The organism is Spirosoma soli (assembly GCF_042684525.1).
Classification (GTDB): Bacteria; Bacteroidota; Bacteroidia; order Cytophagales; family Spirosomataceae; genus Spirosoma; species Spirosoma soli.
Genome location: NZ_JBHULN010000004.1, coordinates 56,359 through 74,993, shown reverse-complemented (window position 1 = coordinate 74,993; position 18,635 = coordinate 56,359). Strand labels below are relative to the sequence as shown.

Here is an 18,635-nt window from a genome sequence, read left to right as displayed (position 1 = left end):
ATGACCGGCAAATGGCTGGAGCGCAAAGACCGTAAATATTAATTCCGTCATCAGCGAACAGTTATCAGTAAGCAGTTGCTTTTCTGTTCGCTGATAACTGTTAACTGTTTGTTGCAATGCTTGGTGCCCTTACCCGTTGGTTGTTCAAAATTTGGGGCTGGCGGGTAGTTGGTCCCGTTCCCACCGTCCCAAAAGCGATTTGGGTTGTAGCTCCACACAGTACTAATTGGGATTTTCCAATTGGCTTAGGCATCCGCCCGACCATTCATATCTGGATTCAGTTTCTTGCCAAGAGCACACTCTTTACATGGTATGCAGGCTGGTTATTCCGGTTACTGGGCGGAATACCCGTATACCGCGATAAGTCGCGTAATCTGGTTGACGCACAGGCCGAAGTATTCAACCAAAGTGAGCGGCTTCATATCTGTATCGCACCCGAAGGTACTCGCAGTAATGTATCTAAGCTTAAGACGGGCTTTTATTACATTGCGTTAAAAGCTAATGTTCCCCTAATCCTGGTCGGCTTTGATTGGCCTCGTAAGCTCGTTATCCTGAGCGAACCGCTCTACGTTACAGGCAATTACGAGCGCGACATGCTTCCGTTTTATCAATTTTTCTCTCAAGTTCAGGGCGTTAAGAAAGACTGGCTCAAAAACTGGGAAAAGACGGGCGTAATCGAGTGACGGTATTGAGCGAATTAATTTACGCTGCAAATCTTATAGAATCATGTCCATTACATCACACATTGAGTTTCTAGGTATAAAGCAGGTTAGCGAAGCGGTGGCTACAACACTCAAACAAATGAGAGAGCACGCTCAGCCGGGTATGACAACCAAAGAACTCGATGAGTTTGGTGGACAAATACTGCAGCAACTTGGAGCCAAATCAGCGCCTAAGCTCACGTATGGCTTTCCGGGATGGACCTGCATTAGCGTAAATAATGAAATCGCCCACGGCATACCTTCAAGTTCAACGGTGTTGAAAGAAGGTGACCTGATTAATATTGACGTATCAGCCGAATTAAATGGCTTTTGGGCCGACAACGGTGGCTCACTTATACTTGGCAATGATATAAACAGACATAGTTCGCTGGTCGAAGCCTCCAGGCTTATCCTGAAGAAAGCGATCAACCAGATACGAGGGGGCGTTAAGATTGCCGACATTGGACGACTGATCGAAACGGAAGCCAGGCGGTCAGGCTATAAGGTGATCAAGAATTTAGCCGGCCACGGCGTAGGAAGGAGTTTGCACGAAGAGCCGACCGAAATTCTGTGCTATTATGACCGCTATAACAAGACCCGTTTCCGGAAAAACTCGGTTGTAGCCATCGAAACCTTTATTTCAACCCGGGCTATGTATGCCCAGGAGAAAGGTGACGGCTGGACCTTCGTAACGCGGGATGGTAGTTACGTTGCCCAGCATGAACACACGATTATGGTGACGGATAACCAACCTGTCGTTTTAACCGCAGCAAACGAGATTTGGGCTTAATCCTGCTCCGGCCAAATCCTAATTGTTACATTGTGAGGCTAAGCGTTTTGTAGCGCTTCTACCATCAGTCGTCCAGCCCGCTCAGATGCGCCCGGACCACCCATTTTTTCTTGCACCTCAGCGTAACCGGCTAATACAGCATCCCGACGCGCTCCATCAGGTAAAATAGCTTTTAGCTCAGCGACAGTCTGCTCGGGAGTCAGGTCATTCTGAATTAGCTCTTTAACCACCTCCCGGTCCGCAATCAGGTTGACCAGCGAAATGAATGGCACCGCAATCAGGCGTTTGGCAATGGCGTAGGACACAAACGTTGTTTTATAACACACCACCTGCGGTACATTCAGAAGGGCAGTTTCTAACGTAGCCGTGCCCGAGGTCACTAATGCAGCCGTCGATATATGTAATAAATCATAAGCGGCATCGCTGACTCGCTTTATGTCAGCATGATCAGCGAATAAGCTGTCATACAATGCATCTGGCAAATTACTGACCGTGCCCACAACAAACTGATAACCCGGAAACTGACGGGTAGCAGCCAGCATAGTGGGCAGTATAGCTATAATCTCCTGACGACGGCTTCCTGGCAATAAAGCGATCACCGGACGCTCGTCGATACCTAGTTTCCGTCGGAACGACGCATCGGGTTTAAACTCCGCAAGGGCGTCGAGCAATGGGTTACCTACGTACTCAACGTTGTAATCATACGTAGCAAAAAAATCGGTCTCAAAGGGTAGAATCGTAAATAGTCGATCGACATTCGCCTTGATCTTGAGAGCCCGTCGTTGGTTCCAGGCCCATACTTTGGGCGAGATATAATAGAACACCCGAATGCCGTGTTTTTTGGCAAAACGGGCCATGCGCAAATTGAAGCCAGCGTAATCGATCAGAATAAGCGCATCTGGTCGGTTCGCCAGTAAGTCGGCCTGGCACTCATTCATTATCTTGCGAATCGTGCCCAGATTTTTGACCACCTCCAGAAACCCCATGAACGCCATATCGCGGTAATGCCGAACCAAGGTAGCCCCGGCCGCTTCCATCTGCTCACCTCCATAAGCCCGGCAATGAGCGGCCGGGTCATGCTGGCGAATGGCCCGGATTAGATTGGCCCCGTGTAGATCACCGGAGCGTTCACCGGCTATTAAGTAATACGTCATGGATGACCATTGGTGACTACTCACCAAAATAATCGACAAAATTCTTGGGGGTTTCGTAAAGCCGGAGCTGGTGCAAATGGGCTTCCGTAACGGGTGCCAAGGCCCGCTCCAGAATCTTCCAGATTTCCATGATGAAGATTTCACAACTGGCCATTTTGCCCTGCATGAAGTCAACATCCAGGTTCAGGTTCTTATGATCAACCTTTTCGATGACTTCGCGCTTGATGATCTCACCCAGTACTTTTAGATCAATGACGAATCCAGTATCAGGATCAGGTTCACCCTTGACCGTTACAATTAGTTCGAAGTTGTGGCCATGCCAGTTCATATTGGCGCAGGGGCCAAAAACTTCTTTGTTACGCTCCTCCGACCAGGCTGGATTATAAAGCCGGTGGGCCGCGTTAAAGTGTTCAATTCTATTAATATAGACCATTTTTCTGGTTTAGATAGGGCGGTTGCCAGAAACGCCGGGGTTGAAAAAACAGGGCACAAAGGTACAAAATCTTTAACCAGGATAAAACCATGTTCGGTCTACTCCGTATACAGAACTGGCAATTGCTTTATAAGAAAAATACAAATTAATCACTAAAAACGCTAGTCGATTGTCAGGTTTAAAAGCCGTATCTTTACAGCCAATTTCATTTGATTATACCTGATTATTACCTCTTTATCGAAACCAACACCTTTACGACTACCAATTTATGATCATCGTTACGGGGGCAGCCGGTTTTATCGGAAGCTGTTTAATCAGCAAGTTGAATCAGGAAAATTTCAATTTTATCATCGCTGTCGATGACTTTTCTGACCCTCGTAAAGAAGCCAACCTCACCGGAAAACGTATTCAGGAACGGGTCGACCGCGAAGTGTTTTTCGACTGGCTCAGCCAGAATTATCAGGAAGTTGAGTTTATATTTCACATTGGTGCCCGCACTGACACTACCGAGCAGGACCGACAGATTTTTGAGCACCTGAATGTCGAGTACTCCAAGCAAATCTGGTACCGCTGTATCGAATACCAAATCCCCCTCGTATATGCGTCATCGGCAGCAACTTACGGCCTGGGTGAGTTTGGGTACGACGACAATGAATCAGTCATTCCTCAGTTGAAGCCTCTGAATCCGTACGGTGAGTCTAAAAATGAGTTTGATATCTGGGCGCTGGAGCAGGAACGAAAACCTTTCTTCTGGGCGGGGCTGAAGTTTTTCAACGTATACGGCCCCAACGAGTACCATAAAGACCGGATGGCTTCCGTCATTTTCCACGCCTACAATCAGATTTGTCAGTCGGGCTACATGAAGCTGTTCCGGTCGCACAACCCTGACTTTGCCGACGGCGAACAGATGCGCGATTTTGTTTACGTAAAGGACGTAGTGGACGTCTGCTCGTTTCTTATGCATCATCGGCGCAACTCCGGCATTTACAATCTGGGCAGCGGCAAAGCTCGCACCTTCCACGACCTGGCAACGCTCACCTTTCAGGCCATGGGCCAGGCTCCTCAAATTGATTTCGTTGATACTCCCGCCGACATACGCGACAAATACCAGTACTTCACTCAGGCTAATATGGCCAAACTACGGTCTATCGGCTATGAGCGGCCATTTACTTCGCTGGAAGATGGTATTGCGGACTATGTAGGAAACTACCTGATGAAAGGCGCGTATTTATAAGGGCCGATCTGATTTGTTTGTTTCGGGCACGAAAAACCAAAGTACCAGCAAAGCGACTAATGCTATGGCACCCAGTGCCAGAAAAGCAGCATTGTAGCCAAGCCGCTGCACGATCCCTCCCGCAAACGCATTACTCAGCGAGGCCCCCAGCCCAACGGCGGTAGCAATGGCGCCCTGGGTCGTATTAAACAAACCACTACCCTGAGTCAGATCGGCAACCACAAGCACAGACATAACCCCGAAGATACCCGCACCGATACCGTCCAGCACCTGGATGGCAATCAGCAGATCGGGGTGGTTAGTTAGCGTGTAAAGTATCCCTCTGATAGGTAACACGGCAAAACCAACGAGTAATAACTGCTTTCGTCCCCGGGGGGCCAGCTTACCGGCCCAGTTACTGACCGGTACCATTACGACCTGCGCCACAATGATACAGGCCGACATATAAGCCGATGATGCACCGGCAGCATTGCCTTCGGCCAATCGCTGCCCAAGTAATGGTAACATAGCCGCGTTGGCGAAATGAAACAACACACAGGCCAGCGCAAAAAGGATAATTACTCGATCGCCCAAAATCGCCTGCCAGCCCTTTGGGTTTTCTCCCTCGGCTTTTGCGTCGCAGCCCCGGGCAAGTTCATGATCGATATCTTCTTCCCGAATACGCCAAATTGTGGCACTACTCACAAGCGACATCACGGCCAGCAACACAAAAATGCCTTTGGTACTCACGTAGTACCCAATTAAACCAGCCATCAGCGCGGCAAAGACATTGCCAGCATGGTTAAACGTTTCGTTTCGGCCAACGCGACCGTCAAACTTACGATGGCCTACTAAACCAAGCGTAAGAGCTGCAATGGCCGGCGTGAACCAGGCAGCCGCTACGCCCATTGCTATCTGCCCGCCAATGATTATGCCAAAGGTTGGCAGGACGATCGTCAGCAACGACGCACTGGCAATCAGTAAGGAAGCCAGAATAGAGTACAACCGCTTCCGGGAGGTGCGGTCAACAAGAGCCCCAGCGGGTGTTTGAGCCACTACGGTCGAAATCCCCATAATGGACATGGCCAGGCCAATGTTCTGCGCGCTCCAGTGTTGAGCGGTAAGCAAATAAATAGACAGATAAGGCCCAAGTCCGTCTCGCACATCTGCCAGGAAGAAATTGGCCCAATCGAGCGCTTTCAGGCTAGTTTCTGATGGCTGGCGCGTTTCAGCGCCGGTCTGAACACCTACCATTTTTTGAAGATGAAAAAGACCGCCAGAACAATAAAGAAGAAGCCAACTAAATGATTCCAGGCCAGCTTATCCGTTTTAAAGATAAACACCGTGACAAGGGTAAAGACAGTTAGCGAAACGGCCTCCTGTACTGTTTTTAGCTGAAAAAGGGTAAATGGTCCGCCGGTCTCGTCAGAACCAATCCGATTGGCCGGAACCTGAAATATATATTCAAAGAACGCCAATCCCCAACTGAGTATGATAACCCCAAACAAGGATAGTTTGGCTATGGCCGGGTATTGTTTAAACTGTAGATGACCGTACCAGGCCAGGGTCATAAAAAAATTGGACAGCGTGAGCAGGGCAATGCAATAGATGGCTTTCATAGTGTTTCGTTACTGTAAATTTTTGAAAGATTAGCTGACTGGCAACGCTAACTCGCTGATAAACGTAAAAGTTTGCCAGTCAAGCCGTAAGCGTCCACCAATCAATCTAGTCAGACGATGACTGATCCATAAACCAAGCCCATGCCCTTCACGGAGTGGATCTGCCTGAAAATACGGCTGCAGCAGATCGAGCGTAGGGCCCGTTTCGCGAACGGTCCGGTTTTGAACCTGGATAATCCAATCGGTATCATAATGCGTTTGTACCCTGATAGTGCTACCCGGCGCAGCATACTTGATCGCATTTTCCATCAGATTCAGCAGCACGTGTTCCAGTTTGATGGCATCGGTCCGTATGGATGGGCCCATAGTTTTACCTGTTATTTTTATGTATACACCATAGTCGGTGGTTAATGTAACTAATTGAGCGACACAAGTCTCAACCAGGTGGGGGATGTCTATCTCGTCGTTCCGGAGAGTTGGTGTGTCGGTATCGGGGCGGCTTAACGTTAAAAATTCGTCGAGTAACCGCGCAAGTCGGCTTACTTCGTCTAACTGACCGGTTAAAAAAGGCCTTATGGCTTCTCCAGCTTTACCGCTATTGAGGGTCACTTCGAGCCCTGTTTTCATCACTGCTAATGGTGTTCTGAGTTCATGGGCAGCCGCTCCGAAGAAATTCCGCTGTAACTCGGCGCTCTCCCGGATACGGGCCAGCATGAGGTTAAGCGAATCCGTTAACTGATAAATTTCATCCTGGCTACGAGGCAACGCAATTGGATCAATAGACGTAGCATTACTAATCTGGTCAGCCTGCCGGACGATGTTTTGGATAGGCGTCAGTAACCACCCCGCCACAATATACCCTCCTAAACAGGCTAGCAACAAACTCCCTAGCCAACCTACACCGAAGAGCCATCGCAACTGACCAATGTCCTGCGCCAGGCTCTGAGCGGGTACAGCAAGCGTCAACGAGACACGACCATCAGGAATCTGTTCGCGGGTCGCCTGCACGGTCATAACTCGATACATGGGGGCATAAGAACGGCGGGCCGAAGTAAGTGTATCGGGGAAACCGGGACTGCGAAACAGCTCTCGTTTATGGCCATAGGCCTCATAAACCACGCGCATCTGCTCGGTTTCAGCAGGCAACGAAACCACTACCGGGTCGACGCTGACAAGCGATAAAAGCCAGTTTGCCCGAGTTTGTACAGCCCGGTCGAAGGCGGTGCGCAGGCTTGTTTCGGCCCGGTTGAGCATCAGCCACCCTGTTAGCAGGCTGATCGTTGCAAAAACGGCCGCAACCGCCAGCACAATGCGACTCCGCAGACTCATTCCTTTTTAAGTCGGTACCCCCGACCGACAAGGGTTTCGATTAACCCCGTTTTACCCACGGCATCTAGTTTTTTACGTAACTGATACACATGCACCTCGATAACATTACTACCCATATCGTAATCTGCCGACCAGACTTTTTCGGCAATCTCGTTCCGGGTCACCAGCTGCCCGGCCCGGCGCATAAGCAGTTCGAGCAGGGCAAACTCACGATTAGTCAACTCCAGCAGCGTACCTGCTTTCCAGACCTCATGTAAAACCAGGCGCATGTTTAGGTCAGCCACCTCCAGATCAACCGCATCGCTGGTAGTTGTCCGACGTTGAAGGACTCTGATTCGGGCCAGCAATTCGCCAAAATCAAACGGTTTCCGCAGGTAATCAACCGCTCCCAAGTCCAGCCCCTGTACAACTTTTTCGGGTTCGCTGAGTGCCGACAAAATCATAACCGGTACGGTCAGTCCGAACGCCCGCAGATTCTGTAACACCTCAAAGCCAGTTTGCCCCGGCAGCATCAGATCGAGCAGCACCAGGTCATACAAACCTCCGGCAAGGTGCTCCAGCCCTTCAGAGCCGGAGTGAGTCAGATCAGCTACGTGACCGTGTTGTTCCAGTCCCTGTTTAATGAACCGGGCAAGTTTACGTTCATCTTCAATAACGAGAATTTTCACAGCAGCGAAAGTAGACGAAGTGAAAGGGCATTTTGTTTGTAGAACATTAGCCCTTTCACTTCTGAAGTTAACGAACCAGATATTGCTGACCGTTGATTGTGACAACCGACGCCCGTACAATGTTTACTTTTTCCAATTGCACCTGCCCATTCCGGATGGTTTTCGGATATCCCTGTACCGAGATCGACGTGCCTTTTGTAGCCAGATTAGTCAGCTGATAGGCCGCATGTCCCGGCACCCGAATCACCGTTTTATCATCCAGCACGAAGCCGTTAACCCGCCCTTCACGATCTACCCGATAGTCCGTAATTTTTCCGGATACGTTTGTTAACGTTTCTACGGGTGGTGTTACCGGCTCGGTCGGTGGAGCATCGAGCACCGTTGTTTTTCCGGCAGTCAGGCTATTCATGTGAAAAGTAGATTCGCCACGGGGGCTAGTCTCAGCAGTACCAGTTACACTGACGGTAGTACCTGTCTTAACTAATTTTTGTATCTGCTGACCAAGATGGGGCGGAAATTTCACCGTTACGATTCCACTGCCGGCGTTGAGCATAAACCCATCGAAAACAAAGTCATCATTGGTGGATAGCTGCTGCACAGCTCCTGTTATCGTTGTTAGAGGTATTAACGCCCCTGGCTTTGGCCCTCGTCTGCCCTGAGGGCCAGGCGGAACAGGCTGGTCGAGCGGCTCGCCCTGACCAGGCAGTGGTGGCGTTGGGCCCGCCAAAACAGAAGCATTAGGGGGTATCGGTGGGACAGGTTGCGCTTGCAGCGTAACATTCCATAATCCCATGCCTAATAGGGCCATGCAAATTACTTTTGCGTTCGTTTCCATAGTCAATTGTTGTTTAGTGTTGATTACGGAAGCAAAAGTAGAACGGCCGTCTGTGGTCAATCTGAAATCAAAATTAATTTTTCTTCATACCACCAACCGACGCTATTCCCAAAATACTTCGATTACTTCTTTCTTCAAATCCACCGTCGTTCGTTTCTCATTAGTCGCCCGGCGCAGGGTTAATTTCCCCCCGGCTACTTTAGTTGCTTCCTGCTGCAGAACGTGCGTAGCGTCTTTCTTATGAAAAACAGAAATGAGTGGCTCATTAGTAGTAACGGGCAATACAAAGGACTTACCCGTTGCCTTTACTGACCGAGCCGTGGTCGGTATGGGTTGGTTGCGTAGCATAGCAATGGCCCGTGATGCCTGCGGTACGCCATAGCCAACGTAGTTGTTTCCGTAGGGATACAGGTGAGATGACTTTTCGATAATCTCCATCAGTTGCTTGTTCGTCAGCTTCGGATTGGCCTGCATCAGGCAGGCGGCAAAGCCAGTGATCACCGGTGCCGATAACGAGGTGCCATAGAGCGAGAAACACGATACATTGGGCTTCAGATACGGTAAGCTTTCGGGTCCTATACTGCTGTAGCCAATTCGGTTCCACAGGCGGTTGTTGGTAGCGCCAATGGCCAGCACGCCCTGAGCGTCGGCGGGGGTGCTGATGATGCGCCAGGAGCGGTCATCACCCTCGTTACCGGCTGACACAATAATTAAAATACCTTTCTTATCGGCAGCAATCTGCGCGGCCCGACTAATCAGGCTTGTGTGACCGTCCATCTGACCGGGTTCATAGTTTTCTTTAGGATTACTCATGCCTTTCGCGTATCCCAACGACGTATTAATGAGCCGCACACCAAGGCTGTCCATCCATTCCATAGCCGCCACCCAATTGTCTTCTTCGCCCCTGAACTCTTTGTTACCCTGATCCGTACGAGCCAGATAAAACGTAGCGTCGGTCGCTAGTCCGTATTGAATGTTATCGATTGGGTCACTTCCTGCAATGGCCGCCAGCACTTCGGTGCCATGCGTGTCAGAAAAGGTTTCAAGGGTATGAAACAGGTTTCCGTGCGTTTTTTTATCGTTGACGTAATCACGCACCTGCTTAACGCCCTCCCGGACAAAGATATGCTTCAACGCGTTCGCCGAATCAGCGCCGAAAAACCCGGCATCGATGACACCGATGGTTACAAACCGCCCCGTTAAGCCGGCCTGAGCAAAGTCGGGCGCCTGAATCTGCGTCATAACAGGAGCGAGCTGAGCCTCTGATGAACCATTGGGAACACCAACCGACGTAATGACAATGCTTGGATCTATGGGCTGAATTGCTTTCACGAAGGGCATGGCTAAAACCGTTGCGCACTGCGTAGTTGTTAGTCGGGCCGATACGGCGTTGAGCCAGCGCGACTGGCAGATCGGCTCAACGCCAACCTGCTTTAACCGGCTTAAATAGGCTGTTGATACAGGCCGGTCTAACTCATCGACTGATAAATTTTGCATCTGCCGCCGTTCATAAGCTTGCTGTGATAAAGCGGGGGACGAGGTTTGATCTTTACTGTCAAATAAAATCCAATACTTCGATAAGGCAGCCGTTTCGCTACTTAGGTATGGCGTAGTCGTGCCCTGTTGAGCCGTACCGGCCAGCGTGATGAAGCAAAACAGAAAAGTCAGGCGGATGGTCATGAACGAGTTATCCTAATTTTAGAGGTGTCACGTAAAAACCTAAACACGTAAACGCTAAAAAACTCTTGTGGCTTTTGGTTTTCTTTGCAAACTTAATCAGAAACGCAGCCTCAACACTCCGCTGTATGCGCTATTTACCAATCGACAATCAGCTTTTCGTTCAAAACCGTCAGCGGCTCACGGCCCTGCTGAAACCCAAATCGTTGGTAGTGGTGAATGCCAACGATATTATGCCGACGAATGCCGACGGCACCATGACTTTTCGCCAGAACAACGATTTGTTTTACCTGACCGGAGTGGACCAGGAAGAAACGCGGTTTGTTTTATTTCCCGATCATCCCGATCCCAAGTTTCGCGAGATTCTGTTCCTACGGGAAACCAGCGAACTTATCGAAATTTGGGAAGGTCATAAACTGACGAAAGCCGAAGCCGAACAGGTTACCGGTATCCCTCAGAAACAGATCTACTGGACCCATCAGTTCGAACAGATTTTTGAGCAGATGGTATTCGAGGCCGACCATGTCTACCTGAACACGAACGAACACACCCGGGCCACTGTCGATGTCCAAACGCGTGATGCCCGTTTTATCAACGAGTTTCGGCAGAAATACCCATTGCATCAACTAGAACGGCTGGCCCCGTTGATGCATCACCTTCGCGCCATCAAGCAAGCTCAGGAAGTGCAGCTTATCCAAACGGCCATCGACATCACCGACAAAATGTTCCGACGCCTGTTAGGATTCATTAAACCCGGCGTCTGGGAATATGAAATCGAGGCCGAAATGATGCACGAATTCCTACGTCATCGTTCGCGGGGAGCGGCCTATTCACCCATTATAGCGTCAGGGGCGAATGCCTGTGTACTGCATTATATTGACAACAGCCAGCAGTGTCAGGATGGCGATGTGATTCTGCTCGACCTGGGTGCTGAATACGCCAACTACAATGCCGACATGACCCGATCGGTGCCCGTAAATGGCCGCTTTACGGCTCGGCAGCGGGCTGTGTATGATGCGGTACTACGTGTCATGAAGGAGGCTAAACAGATGTTACGACCCGGTAATCTGTGGGACGACTACCATCGCGAAGTAGGCAAGGTAATGGAATCGGAGCTGATCGGATTAGGCCTACTCGACCGCGATGAAGTAGCTAAGCAAGACCCCGACACGCCTTTGTACAAAAAATACTTTATGCACGGCACCTCGCACTTCCTGGGGCTTGACGTTCACGACGTGGGCAACAAGTACCGGAAAATGGAACCGGGCATGGTATTTACCGTTGAGCCGGGTATTTACATACGCGACGAGAAGCTGGGTATCCGCCTGGAAAACAATGTGCTGATTACCGAATCGGGCAATATCGACTTAATGGCTGGCATTCCGCTCGAAGCCGATGAAATTGAAGAATTAATGAATACGTAGTGTAGGGTGTATGATATAGGATGTACAGCCATCTACTAGATGTATACACCCTATATCATACATTATACATTATTTTACTTCCAGTTTCTTAGCGTCTTCACGTTCGAGGGCGAAGCTCAGACTCGAATAAATGCGTCGGATAGCGGTTTCGATACGCTCCCATCCGGCATCTGACCGTAAGTCAATATCTACAATATGATCACGCTGGCTGCTAGTGAGCACAAGGTGAGTAACCGCCGAAACCATCAGACTAGTGATAGCAATCGGGTCGAAATCATCATAGGGCGCTAATTTAGTAACCAGGTTTTTGTACGATTGATCCCGGAACTCGGCCAGTCGCCGAGCCAGTTCCGTTTCGCCGTGGGTCATCTCCCATCGTATCAATTCCTGCGATGGTTTTCTGGCCCGAAACTCACGCATAAACTGAATTGTGTATTCTGACCATACTTTGCTGCGATTTTCCACAGGCAGGCTTTCGGGAACCGACTCGAGAAACTTCTCATTAAACATTGATAAGAAGAAGCCGCGTTGTACATACGCTTCCAACAATCCATTCCATCCGCCGAAGTAGCGGTAGATCAGTACTTTGTTAACGCCAGCCCGCTCAGCAACAGCATTGATGCCTGCTTTTTCGGTGCCACGCTCAGCCATGACCTCTCCCATAGCACGCAAAATACGCTCCATGGTCATCTGGCGGTTTCTACGCTTGACGACTTTCATACCTTTTCTTTTTACGTTTAAATTAGGTGCTTAAAGCCTCAGGGCTTTGATAGGCTACAATAACTCTACCGAAATTATAGTCTGGGTACAAATATGAGCAATGTGGGCGGTGTTACCAAGTGGTAACCTTACCGGCGTACCGGAAATTTGAGGAACTGGTCTGCCAACTGATCAATAGCTTCTGCCAGCTTACGCTTAGAGACAACTATAGGCAGCCAAAAGGGAGAGAAAGGGTCGTCGTGCCAGTCAGGCGCGATTTCGAAGGCTAACTTAACTTGCAACAAAAACTCGTCGGTGTCGGCCGACAAACACTCAAAACTCAAGCAAGGCTCAGAGAACAGTAGTCGTGGTAGAGGCCGCCCCGTAGCGCACAGATGCCGCAACCAGTTGATCAGCATTTCTATCTCGTACGTATGCAAGATGGCCGCTGTTGATGTAGACTGATGATGTTGCCAACCCGATCGAACTGCTACCCACAACAGATTACGATCGGCCGACGAAGACGAGTCCGGCGCGTGTTCATAATCCAGAATGTTCAGTTCAAAAAAACTGCGTTGGCCAACAAGGAGCATATCAGTAAAAAGCAGCTGGCATAGCGTTTTGCTAAAAACCAAGCAAACGATATGTATATACGTCAGAAAGATAGGGGCATACAACTAGAAACACAAATTCCCGTGAAATAAGTCTGAATTTGGAATAAACTAGTCGTCTCATGTATACGCTTAGCGTTCGGGATAAGTGGCTAACTGCCCTGACAAATCCTGAACCGCTTTCCGTAGTTGGGCTCGGTTTAGTAGCATACTCATCTCCATCGGAAAATCGGGATAAGGATGCCACGAAGGAGCCAGGTCATGGTCAAGCTGGATCTGAACCCGGTAGGTGTCATCAGACAAAGCAGTTGCTTCCAGACTCAGGCCAGGCTCTGAAAACGATAATGTGATATGGTTAGTCGCCTTGTTCCACAACGATTGCAGCCCATTCAGTAAACGACTTACTTCCCAGGTTTGCAAAAGAGCCGACTGCGTGTCGCGCTGCTGACGCCAGAATGTAGAAAACCGACATTGGAGTCGATTACGGTCCCGCCAGTTGGTTTCTTTCTTACCGTATCCTACTATTGATAGTTCGAACGAACCAGAAGGAGATAAAAATTTCATAACGCTTGAGGAGATGATTATCTCTACATAACTAATATAGTAACTAATTGTTTGACAAGCGTTTCGGCCATTATCGCATTTTTTGCCATAGTCTACCCGCTATTGTACCGACCGGCCCGCCAGCTTACCGACTTTCCCTATCTTTGCGGCCGAAACGAATCACGAACCAACGAAAAAACTATATGGCAAATGTGCTCATCATTGGAGCAGGTGGAGTAGGCAGTGTAGTAGCGCACAAATGCGCCCTGAACAGCGATGTCTTCACGAATATTATGCTAGCCAGCCGCACTAAAGCCAAGTGCGATCGAATTGCGGCTGAAGTTCAGGAAATGCACGGGGTAACGATTCAAACAGCTCAGGTAGATGCCGATGTCGTTGCTGACATGGTGACCCTGATTCGATCGTTTAATCCGGTATTAGTGATTAACGTAGCGCTGCCTTACCAGGACCTGCCCATTATGGATGCCTGTCTGGAAGCGGGTGTGCACTACATGGATACGGCGAACTACGAGCCTAAAGACGTAGCGAAATTTGAGTACAGCTGGCAGTGGGCTTACAAAGAGCGGTTTGAGCAGGCTGGACTCATGGCGCTTTTGGGCTGCGGCTTCGACCCAGGGGCAACTCAGGTGTTTACAGCTTACGCCAACAAGCACCACTTCGACCGGATGGACTATCTGGACATCGTTGATTGCAACGCGGGTAACCACGGTAAAGCTTTTGCCACTAATTTCAATCCTGAGATCAATATCCGGGAGATAACGCAGCCAGGGCGCTATTGGGAAAATGGCGAGTGGGTAGAGATTCCGGCGATGAGTATTCACAAGCCCATCGACTACCCCGAAATTGGTCCGCGTGAATCGTACGTGTTGTATCACGAAGAGTTAGAATCGCTGGTTAAGAATTTCCCAACGCTGAAACGGGCGCGGTTCTGGATGACCTTCGGTCAGGCTTACCTAACTCACCTGGAGGTGTTGCAGAACGTGGGCATGACCCGCATCGATCCGGTTAAGTTTCAGGGTCTGGATATTGTGCCACTCGAATTCCTGAAGGCAGTATTGCCAGCGCCAGACACATTAGGCGAAAACTATACGGGTCAGACGAGCATTGGCTGCCAGATTAAGGGCGTTAAAGACGGCGCCGACCGGACGTATTTCATCTGGAACAACTGCGACCATGCCGAAACGTATCGCGAGGTTCGCGGCCAGGCCGTGAGCTACACAACCGGCGTACCGGCCATGATTGGCGCCATGCTGATGCTCAAAGGTATCTGGATGAAGCCCGGCGTCTGGAACTGCGAAGAGCTGGACCCAGACCCATTCATTGAGCAGATGAACAAACAAGGGCTACCCGTTAACGAACGCGTCGATATTCCTCTGCCGCACGAGTATTAGACCAGACCATTGCTGTGCCATGAAACGTATTCTCGTTGGAATAGTAGTAGCTATGAGTAACGTAGCGCTGGGTCAGACAACCGAAGACCCAGCCGCTACGCTGCGGCTCAACAATTTGAACACGCCTGCCTCGGGACCGCTCATTTTTCGGGTCGATTCTCGCTACGAAGGCCAGCAGGGAACGCCTTACCTGCTCACTAGCTGGAGCAATGGTCAGGTGAGTTTGCGCGATGGTCGGCAGTATAAGGAGGTGCCGCTGAAGTTTGATGCGTACCGACAGGAGTTAATCATGCTACGACCAAAGTCGGGCAACGACTCGATTATCATTGCCCGCCCAACCGTAGCCCGATTTTTACTGACCAGCCCCGATGGTCAATCGTATCTATTTAGTCGTTATCCAATGATAAAAACGACAGACGACCAACTGAAAGAAGGCTATTTTCTGGTGTTGTACGAAGGCAAAACGGCGCTGCTGAAGCGCGTGGTGAAAACCCTAAAAAAAGCGGATTACAAAGGGGGTTATTCCGCCGATGTACGTTATGACGCCTATGCCGACGCCAATTCGTATTACGTGCTCAAACCCGATCAGACGCTTTCAAAAGTTAAGCTCTCCGAAAAGTCGCTCCTCGACGCGCTAAGCGACCGGCAGGAGCCGTTGAAGTCGTTTATCAAGCAGGAGAAGCTGAGTCTGAAAACGGAAAACGATGCTATTACACTGGTAAAACAGTACGACAGCTTGTAAACTTTTTATGGAAATCTGTCGGAGCCGACATCTATGCGGTACAAACCAAACCCGCACAAGGTCATGCACTCCTCCGATGCTTCCGCGCTTACGCTCGATGAACTGATTTTTGCCGATCGCAATCAGGCTTATGGAGCCTTCGATCTGCGCCGACACTACAAACCGACGCTCACCCGCGCTTTAGGGTTGGGCGTCGGTTTGTTTTTACTCGGTCTTCTAGCCCCCATGCTGTACAACCGACTTCGCCCGGTCGCTGCTGCGACGGAATTTATGCAAGAAATTAAGCTCGAAGACGTATCCGTGCCCGAAGAAAAAGTGCCTTTGCCGATTCCGCCCGTTGAGATACCTAATGCCTATCCGACTGTTAAAAACGTAATGCCGGTTGTCGTCATGGATGCCCCGGAAGAAATGCCTGTTGCTACTGTCGAAGAACTTGCTGAAGCCACTTCAGGCCAGGAAACTACCGAAGGCACAGGCGACATTGAAGTTATTGCTCCTCCTGAGGCAGCCGAGCCTACCGTCGAAGAACGAGCCGTTGAAGTAGCCCCCAAAACCGAAGACATCTTTATCCGTGTCGAGCAGGAACCCCAATACCCCGGTGGCCTGGACGCCCTACGTAATTTTCTGTCCAAGAACCTACAATACCCCAAATCAGCGGCTTCGGCAGGTGTTTCAGGTAAAGTGTATATCAGTTTTGTGATCAACACCGATGGTAGCCTTACCGACGTGCAAGTGCTGAAAGGTATCGGCTTTGGCTGCGATGAAGAAGCCACTCGGGTGATTCAGAAAATGCCCCATTGGAAACCCGGTAAGCAATCAGGACGCCCCGTTCGAGTGAAGTATAATTTGCCTATCGCTTTGGAGTGATAAAGCCTATTAATTACTCGGTTGAACGTAGTCTCCAGACTACGTTCCAGTGTTATCCGGTCTCTGACTGGTATGAATTATTAGCTAAACATTCCGGTCGGAGACCGGATAACGCCCGAGCATAGTCTGGAGACTATGCTCAACTGCTCAACAAAACCTATCATACCAAAACTTTAACCTAATGCACACCTATCTACACTACCGAATATGCCTTTGCTTTTTAGCGGTAAGTACCGTCTTTCTATTTGCGTCAATCAACTCTTTAGCCCAATCTGATGATTACCTGGACCGCGAAGTCTTTACTATTGTTGAGAAGCAACCCGAGTTTCCGGGTGGTATTCAGGCCATGTGGGATTACTTAAAACAAAATGTAAAATACCCCTCAGAAGCCGTAAAAGCCAATGTAAAAGGTAAATCGTATGTCTCATTTATTGTCCAGAAAGATGGTCGCCTTACCGATTTTCAATTAGTCCATGGCCTCGGTTCTGGCTGCGACGAAGAAGCCATGCGGGTCATAAAGGCTATGCCGTCCTGGAAACCGGGCAGTCAGTCGGGGCGTTTGTTGAAAGTTAAATATACGTTACCAGTCTTGTTTGGCCTTGACTATCCGCATGCCAAAGGCCGTTAGTTTCGTACCTTTGTGGTATGAATACGACCTTAGAGCAACACATACATACAACCATTCCTTCGCCCTGCTTCGTGCTGGAAGAAGCCAAACTTCGCAGAAACCTTGAACTGATTGATTCCGTCCAAAAAGCCGCTGGCGTCACCATCATTCTGGCCCTGAAAGGCTTCTCGATGTTCAGTGCCTTTCCGCTGGTGCGCGAATACCTGAGCGGGGCAACAGCCAGCTCGCTTAACGAGATCAAGCTAGTCAATGACTACATGGGGGTGAAAGCGCATTCGTACATTCCAGCCTATCGTGACGACGAATTCGATGAGGTTGTCGAACGTAGTAGTCATCTAACGTTCAACTCCTGGAGCCAATGGGAGCGGTTCAAAGATCGGGTGGCAGGCAAAGGCGTCTCCTGCGGCATCCGCGTCAATCCGCAATATTCGGAAGTAGCGACGGACATGTATAACCCTTGCGTGCCCGGTTCGCGGCTTGGAGCCACCCGCGACCAACTGCCGGACCAGTTGCCCGAAGGTTTGGAAGGCATTCACTTCCACACGCTTTGCGAAAACGATTCGTTCACGTTAGAACGAACCCTGGAAGCCTTGGAAAGCCGCTTCGGCGACCTATTGCACCAGGCCAAGTGGGTAAACCTGGGTGGAGGCCATTTAATGACGCGTGAAGGTTACGACACCAATCACCTGATTAACCTGCTAACGGCCTTCCGGCAGAAGTACAATGTCGATGTCATTATGGAGCCTGGCTCGGCTATTGCCTGGCAAACCGGTGTGCTGGTCTCGACGGTACTCGATGTGCTGAACAGCCAGGGTATTGACGTAGCTATTCTCGACACCTCGTTTGCGGCCCACATGCCCGATACGCTCGAAATGCCTTACAAACCGCGTATCATTGGGGCGTATCATGAGCCCGTCGCGGGTAAACCAACGTATCGTTTAGGGGGTATGACCTGTCTGGCGGGCGATTTTATGGGCGATTATTCCTTTGATCAACCTTTGGCCGTTGGCGATAAGATCGTGTTCGACGATATGATCCACTACACAATGGTGAAGACGACAACCTTCAATGGGGTAAACCTGCCCAGTATCGGGATCTGGAAAAAAGACGAAACCTTCCAGCTAGTCAGAACCTACGGTTACGAAAGCTTTAAAGACCGGCTAAGTTAAGGGCGTAGGGCTAGGGGCAAAGGGTTCAGGAACGCACTTTATTACCCTAAGCCCCTACCCCCACGCCCTTGGCCCTTATAAACAAAAAACCTGCGTACAATATAGTTCGCAGGTTTCTGTC

Annotated in this window: 20 protein-coding genes; 9 read left to right on the top strand and 11 right to left on the bottom strand. The window is 49.8% G+C overall.

Annotation, left to right across the window (positions count from 1 at the left end):
* The first annotated feature begins 116 nt into the window (after positions 1–116).
* The gene (locus ACFSUS_RS08190; protein ID WP_381521426.1) at positions 117–683 is read left to right on the top strand and encodes a 1-acyl-sn-glycerol-3-phosphate acyltransferase; all 567 of its coding nucleotides are present in this window, start codon (positions 117–119) and stop codon (positions 681–683) included.
* Between the two features lie 43 nt (positions 684–726).
* Positions 727–1,491, top strand: coding sequence for a type I methionyl aminopeptidase (gene map / locus ACFSUS_RS08185; protein ID WP_381521424.1), 765 nt, complete (start codon positions 727–729; stop codon positions 1,489–1,491).
* Positions 1,492–1,529: 38 nt separating this feature from the next.
* On the opposite strand, the gene lpxB is transcribed toward map, so the two are convergent.
* Positions 1,530–2,645, bottom strand: coding sequence for a lipid-A-disaccharide synthase (lpxB, locus tag ACFSUS_RS08180; protein WP_381521423.1), 1,116 nt, complete (start codon positions 2,643–2,645; stop codon positions 1,530–1,532).
* Between the two features lie 16 nt (positions 2,646–2,661).
* A complete protein-coding gene (locus tag ACFSUS_RS08175; protein WP_381521422.1) occupies positions 2,662–3,078 on the bottom strand; it encodes a 6-pyruvoyl trahydropterin synthase family protein in 417 nt (138 codons plus the stop codon).
* 268 nt (positions 3,079–3,346) lie between these two features.
* On the opposite strand from ACFSUS_RS08175, the gene rfaD reads away from it, so the two are divergent.
* Positions 3,347–4,312 (top strand): ADP-glyceromanno-heptose 6-epimerase, encoded by a 966-nt coding sequence (rfaD, locus tag ACFSUS_RS08170; RefSeq protein ID WP_381521420.1) that lies wholly within the window; start codon positions 3,347–3,349, stop codon positions 4,310–4,312.
* Here the strand turns inward: rfaD and ACFSUS_RS08165 are convergent.
* From ACFSUS_RS08165 to ACFSUS_RS08140, 6 genes are all read right to left on the bottom strand, one after another.
* The gene (locus ACFSUS_RS08165) at positions 4,307–5,545 is read right to left on the bottom strand and encodes an MFS transporter (protein ID WP_381521419.1); all 1,239 of its coding nucleotides are present in this window, start codon (positions 5,543–5,545) and stop codon (positions 4,307–4,309) included. The two genes, rfaD and ACFSUS_RS08165, sit on opposite strands and share 6 nt — an antisense overlap.
* Positions 5,539–5,910: a DMT family protein gene (locus tag ACFSUS_RS08160; RefSeq protein WP_381521417.1), complete on the bottom strand. Its 372-nt coding sequence runs from the start codon at positions 5,908–5,910 to the stop codon at positions 5,539–5,541. The genes ACFSUS_RS08165 and ACFSUS_RS08160 overlap by 7 nt, the downstream gene beginning before the upstream one ends.
* Positions 5,911–5,940: 30 nt before the next feature.
* Positions 5,941–7,239 (bottom strand): HAMP domain-containing sensor histidine kinase, encoded by a 1,299-nt coding sequence (locus ACFSUS_RS08155; RefSeq protein ID WP_381521415.1) that lies wholly within the window; start codon positions 7,237–7,239, stop codon positions 5,941–5,943.
* The gene (locus ACFSUS_RS08150) at positions 7,236–7,907 is read right to left on the bottom strand and encodes a response regulator transcription factor (protein ID WP_381521414.1); all 672 of its coding nucleotides are present in this window, start codon (positions 7,905–7,907) and stop codon (positions 7,236–7,238) included. The genes ACFSUS_RS08155 and ACFSUS_RS08150 overlap by 4 nt, the downstream gene beginning before the upstream one ends.
* Positions 7,908–7,974: 67 nt before the next feature.
* On the bottom strand, positions 7,975–8,742 hold the full coding sequence (locus tag ACFSUS_RS08145; protein ID WP_381521412.1) for a hypothetical protein: 768 nt from the start codon (positions 8,740–8,742) through the stop codon (positions 7,975–7,977).
* 102 nt (positions 8,743–8,844) lie between these two features.
* Complete coding sequence (locus tag ACFSUS_RS08140) at positions 8,845–10,422, bottom strand: S8 family serine peptidase (protein WP_381521411.1); 1,578 nt, start codon at positions 10,420–10,422, stop codon at positions 8,845–8,847.
* Positions 10,423–10,547: 125 nt separating this feature from the next.
* On the opposite strand from ACFSUS_RS08140, the gene ACFSUS_RS08135 reads away from it, so the two are divergent.
* A complete protein-coding gene (locus tag ACFSUS_RS08135) occupies positions 10,548–11,843 on the top strand; it encodes an aminopeptidase P family protein (RefSeq protein WP_381521409.1) in 1,296 nt (431 codons plus the stop codon).
* A gap of 69 nt (positions 11,844–11,912) precedes the next feature.
* On the opposite strand, the gene ACFSUS_RS08130 is transcribed toward ACFSUS_RS08135, so the two are convergent.
* The 3 genes from ACFSUS_RS08130 to ACFSUS_RS08120 all read right to left on the bottom strand — a co-directional run bounded on the left by ACFSUS_RS08130 (position 11,913) and on the right by ACFSUS_RS08120 (position 13,717).
* Positions 11,913–12,563, bottom strand: coding sequence for a TetR/AcrR family transcriptional regulator (locus tag ACFSUS_RS08130; protein WP_381521407.1), 651 nt, complete (start codon positions 12,561–12,563; stop codon positions 11,913–11,915).
* A 128-nt stretch (positions 12,564–12,691) separates the two neighbouring features.
* Complete coding sequence (locus ACFSUS_RS08125) at positions 12,692–13,135, bottom strand: WapI family immunity protein (protein ID WP_381521405.1); 444 nt, start codon at positions 13,133–13,135, stop codon at positions 12,692–12,694.
* Positions 13,136–13,285: 150 nt separating this feature from the next.
* Entirely contained in the window at positions 13,286–13,717 is a 432-nt protein-coding gene (locus tag ACFSUS_RS08120) for a WapI family immunity protein (protein WP_381521403.1), read from the bottom strand.
* A gap of 182 nt (positions 13,718–13,899) precedes the next feature.
* Here ACFSUS_RS08120 and ACFSUS_RS08115 point away from each other — a divergent pair, with 182 nt between their 5' ends.
* The 5 genes from ACFSUS_RS08115 to nspC all read left to right on the top strand — a co-directional run bounded on the left by ACFSUS_RS08115 (position 13,900) and on the right by nspC (position 18,514).
* Positions 13,900–15,108 (top strand): saccharopine dehydrogenase family protein, encoded by a 1,209-nt coding sequence (locus ACFSUS_RS08115; RefSeq protein ID WP_381521402.1) that lies wholly within the window; start codon positions 13,900–13,902, stop codon positions 15,106–15,108.
* 19 nt (positions 15,109–15,127) lie between these two features.
* The gene (locus ACFSUS_RS08110) at positions 15,128–15,850 is read left to right on the top strand and encodes a hypothetical protein (protein ID WP_381521400.1); all 723 of its coding nucleotides are present in this window, start codon (positions 15,128–15,130) and stop codon (positions 15,848–15,850) included.
* 33 nt (positions 15,851–15,883) lie between these two features.
* Positions 15,884–16,717, top strand: coding sequence for an energy transducer TonB (locus ACFSUS_RS08105; RefSeq protein ID WP_381521398.1), 834 nt, complete (start codon positions 15,884–15,886; stop codon positions 16,715–16,717).
* Between the two features lie 181 nt (positions 16,718–16,898).
* Positions 16,899–17,345 carry an energy transducer TonB gene (locus tag ACFSUS_RS08100; RefSeq protein ID WP_381521396.1) on the top strand — a complete coding sequence of 149 codons (447 nt, stop codon included), beginning with the start codon at positions 16,899–16,901 and terminating at the stop codon, positions 17,343–17,345.
* A 17-nt stretch (positions 17,346–17,362) separates the two neighbouring features.
* Positions 17,363–18,514 (top strand): carboxynorspermidine decarboxylase, encoded by a 1,152-nt coding sequence (gene nspC, locus ACFSUS_RS08095; protein ID WP_381521394.1) that lies wholly within the window; start codon positions 17,363–17,365, stop codon positions 18,512–18,514.
* The last annotated feature ends 121 nt before the right edge of the window (positions 18,515–18,635 follow it).

Coding starts and splice junctions, on each gene's coding strand:
- ACFSUS_RS08190 (WP_381521426.1), top strand. CDS start 117: ATGCTTGGTGCCCTTACCCGTTGGTTGTTCAAAATTTGGGGCTGGCGG.
- map (WP_381521424.1), top strand. CDS start 727: ATGTCCATTACATCACACATTGAGTTTCTAGGTATAAAGCAGGTTAGC.
- lpxB (WP_381521423.1), bottom strand. CDS start 2,645: ATGACGTATTACTTAATAGCCGGTGAACGCTCCGGTGATCTACACGGG.
- ACFSUS_RS08175 (WP_381521422.1), bottom strand. CDS start 3,078: ATGGTCTATATTAATAGAATTGAACACTTTAACGCGGCCCACCGGCTT.
- rfaD (WP_381521420.1), top strand. CDS start 3,347: ATGATCATCGTTACGGGGGCAGCCGGTTTTATCGGAAGCTGTTTAATC.
- ACFSUS_RS08165 (WP_381521419.1), bottom strand. CDS start 5,545: ATGGTAGGTGTTCAGACCGGCGCTGAAACGCGCCAGCCATCAGAAACT.
- ACFSUS_RS08160 (WP_381521417.1), bottom strand. CDS start 5,910: ATGAAAGCCATCTATTGCATTGCCCTGCTCACGCTGTCCAATTTTTTT.
- ACFSUS_RS08155 (WP_381521415.1), bottom strand. CDS start 7,239: ATGAGTCTGCGGAGTCGCATTGTGCTGGCGGTTGCGGCCGTTTTTGCA.
- ACFSUS_RS08145 (WP_381521412.1), bottom strand. CDS start 8,742: ATGGAAACGAACGCAAAAGTAATTTGCATGGCCCTATTAGGCATGGGA.
- ACFSUS_RS08140 (WP_381521411.1), bottom strand. CDS start 10,422: ATGACCATCCGCCTGACTTTTCTGTTTTGCTTCATCACGCTGGCCGGT.
- ACFSUS_RS08135 (WP_381521409.1), top strand. CDS start 10,548: ATGCGCTATTTACCAATCGACAATCAGCTTTTCGTTCAAAACCGTCAG.
- ACFSUS_RS08130 (WP_381521407.1), bottom strand. CDS start 12,563: ATGAAAGTCGTCAAGCGTAGAAACCGCCAGATGACCATGGAGCGTATT.
- ACFSUS_RS08125 (WP_381521405.1), bottom strand. CDS start 13,135: ATGCTCCTTGTTGGCCAACGCAGTTTTTTTGAACTGAACATTCTGGAT.
- ACFSUS_RS08120 (WP_381521403.1), bottom strand. CDS start 13,717: ATGAAATTTTTATCTCCTTCTGGTTCGTTCGAACTATCAATAGTAGGA.
- ACFSUS_RS08115 (WP_381521402.1), top strand. CDS start 13,900: ATGGCAAATGTGCTCATCATTGGAGCAGGTGGAGTAGGCAGTGTAGTA.
- ACFSUS_RS08110 (WP_381521400.1), top strand. CDS start 15,128: ATGAAACGTATTCTCGTTGGAATAGTAGTAGCTATGAGTAACGTAGCG.
- ACFSUS_RS08105 (WP_381521398.1), top strand. CDS start 15,884: ATGCGGTACAAACCAAACCCGCACAAGGTCATGCACTCCTCCGATGCT.
- ACFSUS_RS08100 (WP_381521396.1), top strand. CDS start 16,899: ATGCACACCTATCTACACTACCGAATATGCCTTTGCTTTTTAGCGGTA.
- nspC (WP_381521394.1), top strand. CDS start 17,363: ATGAATACGACCTTAGAGCAACACATACATACAACCATTCCTTCGCCC.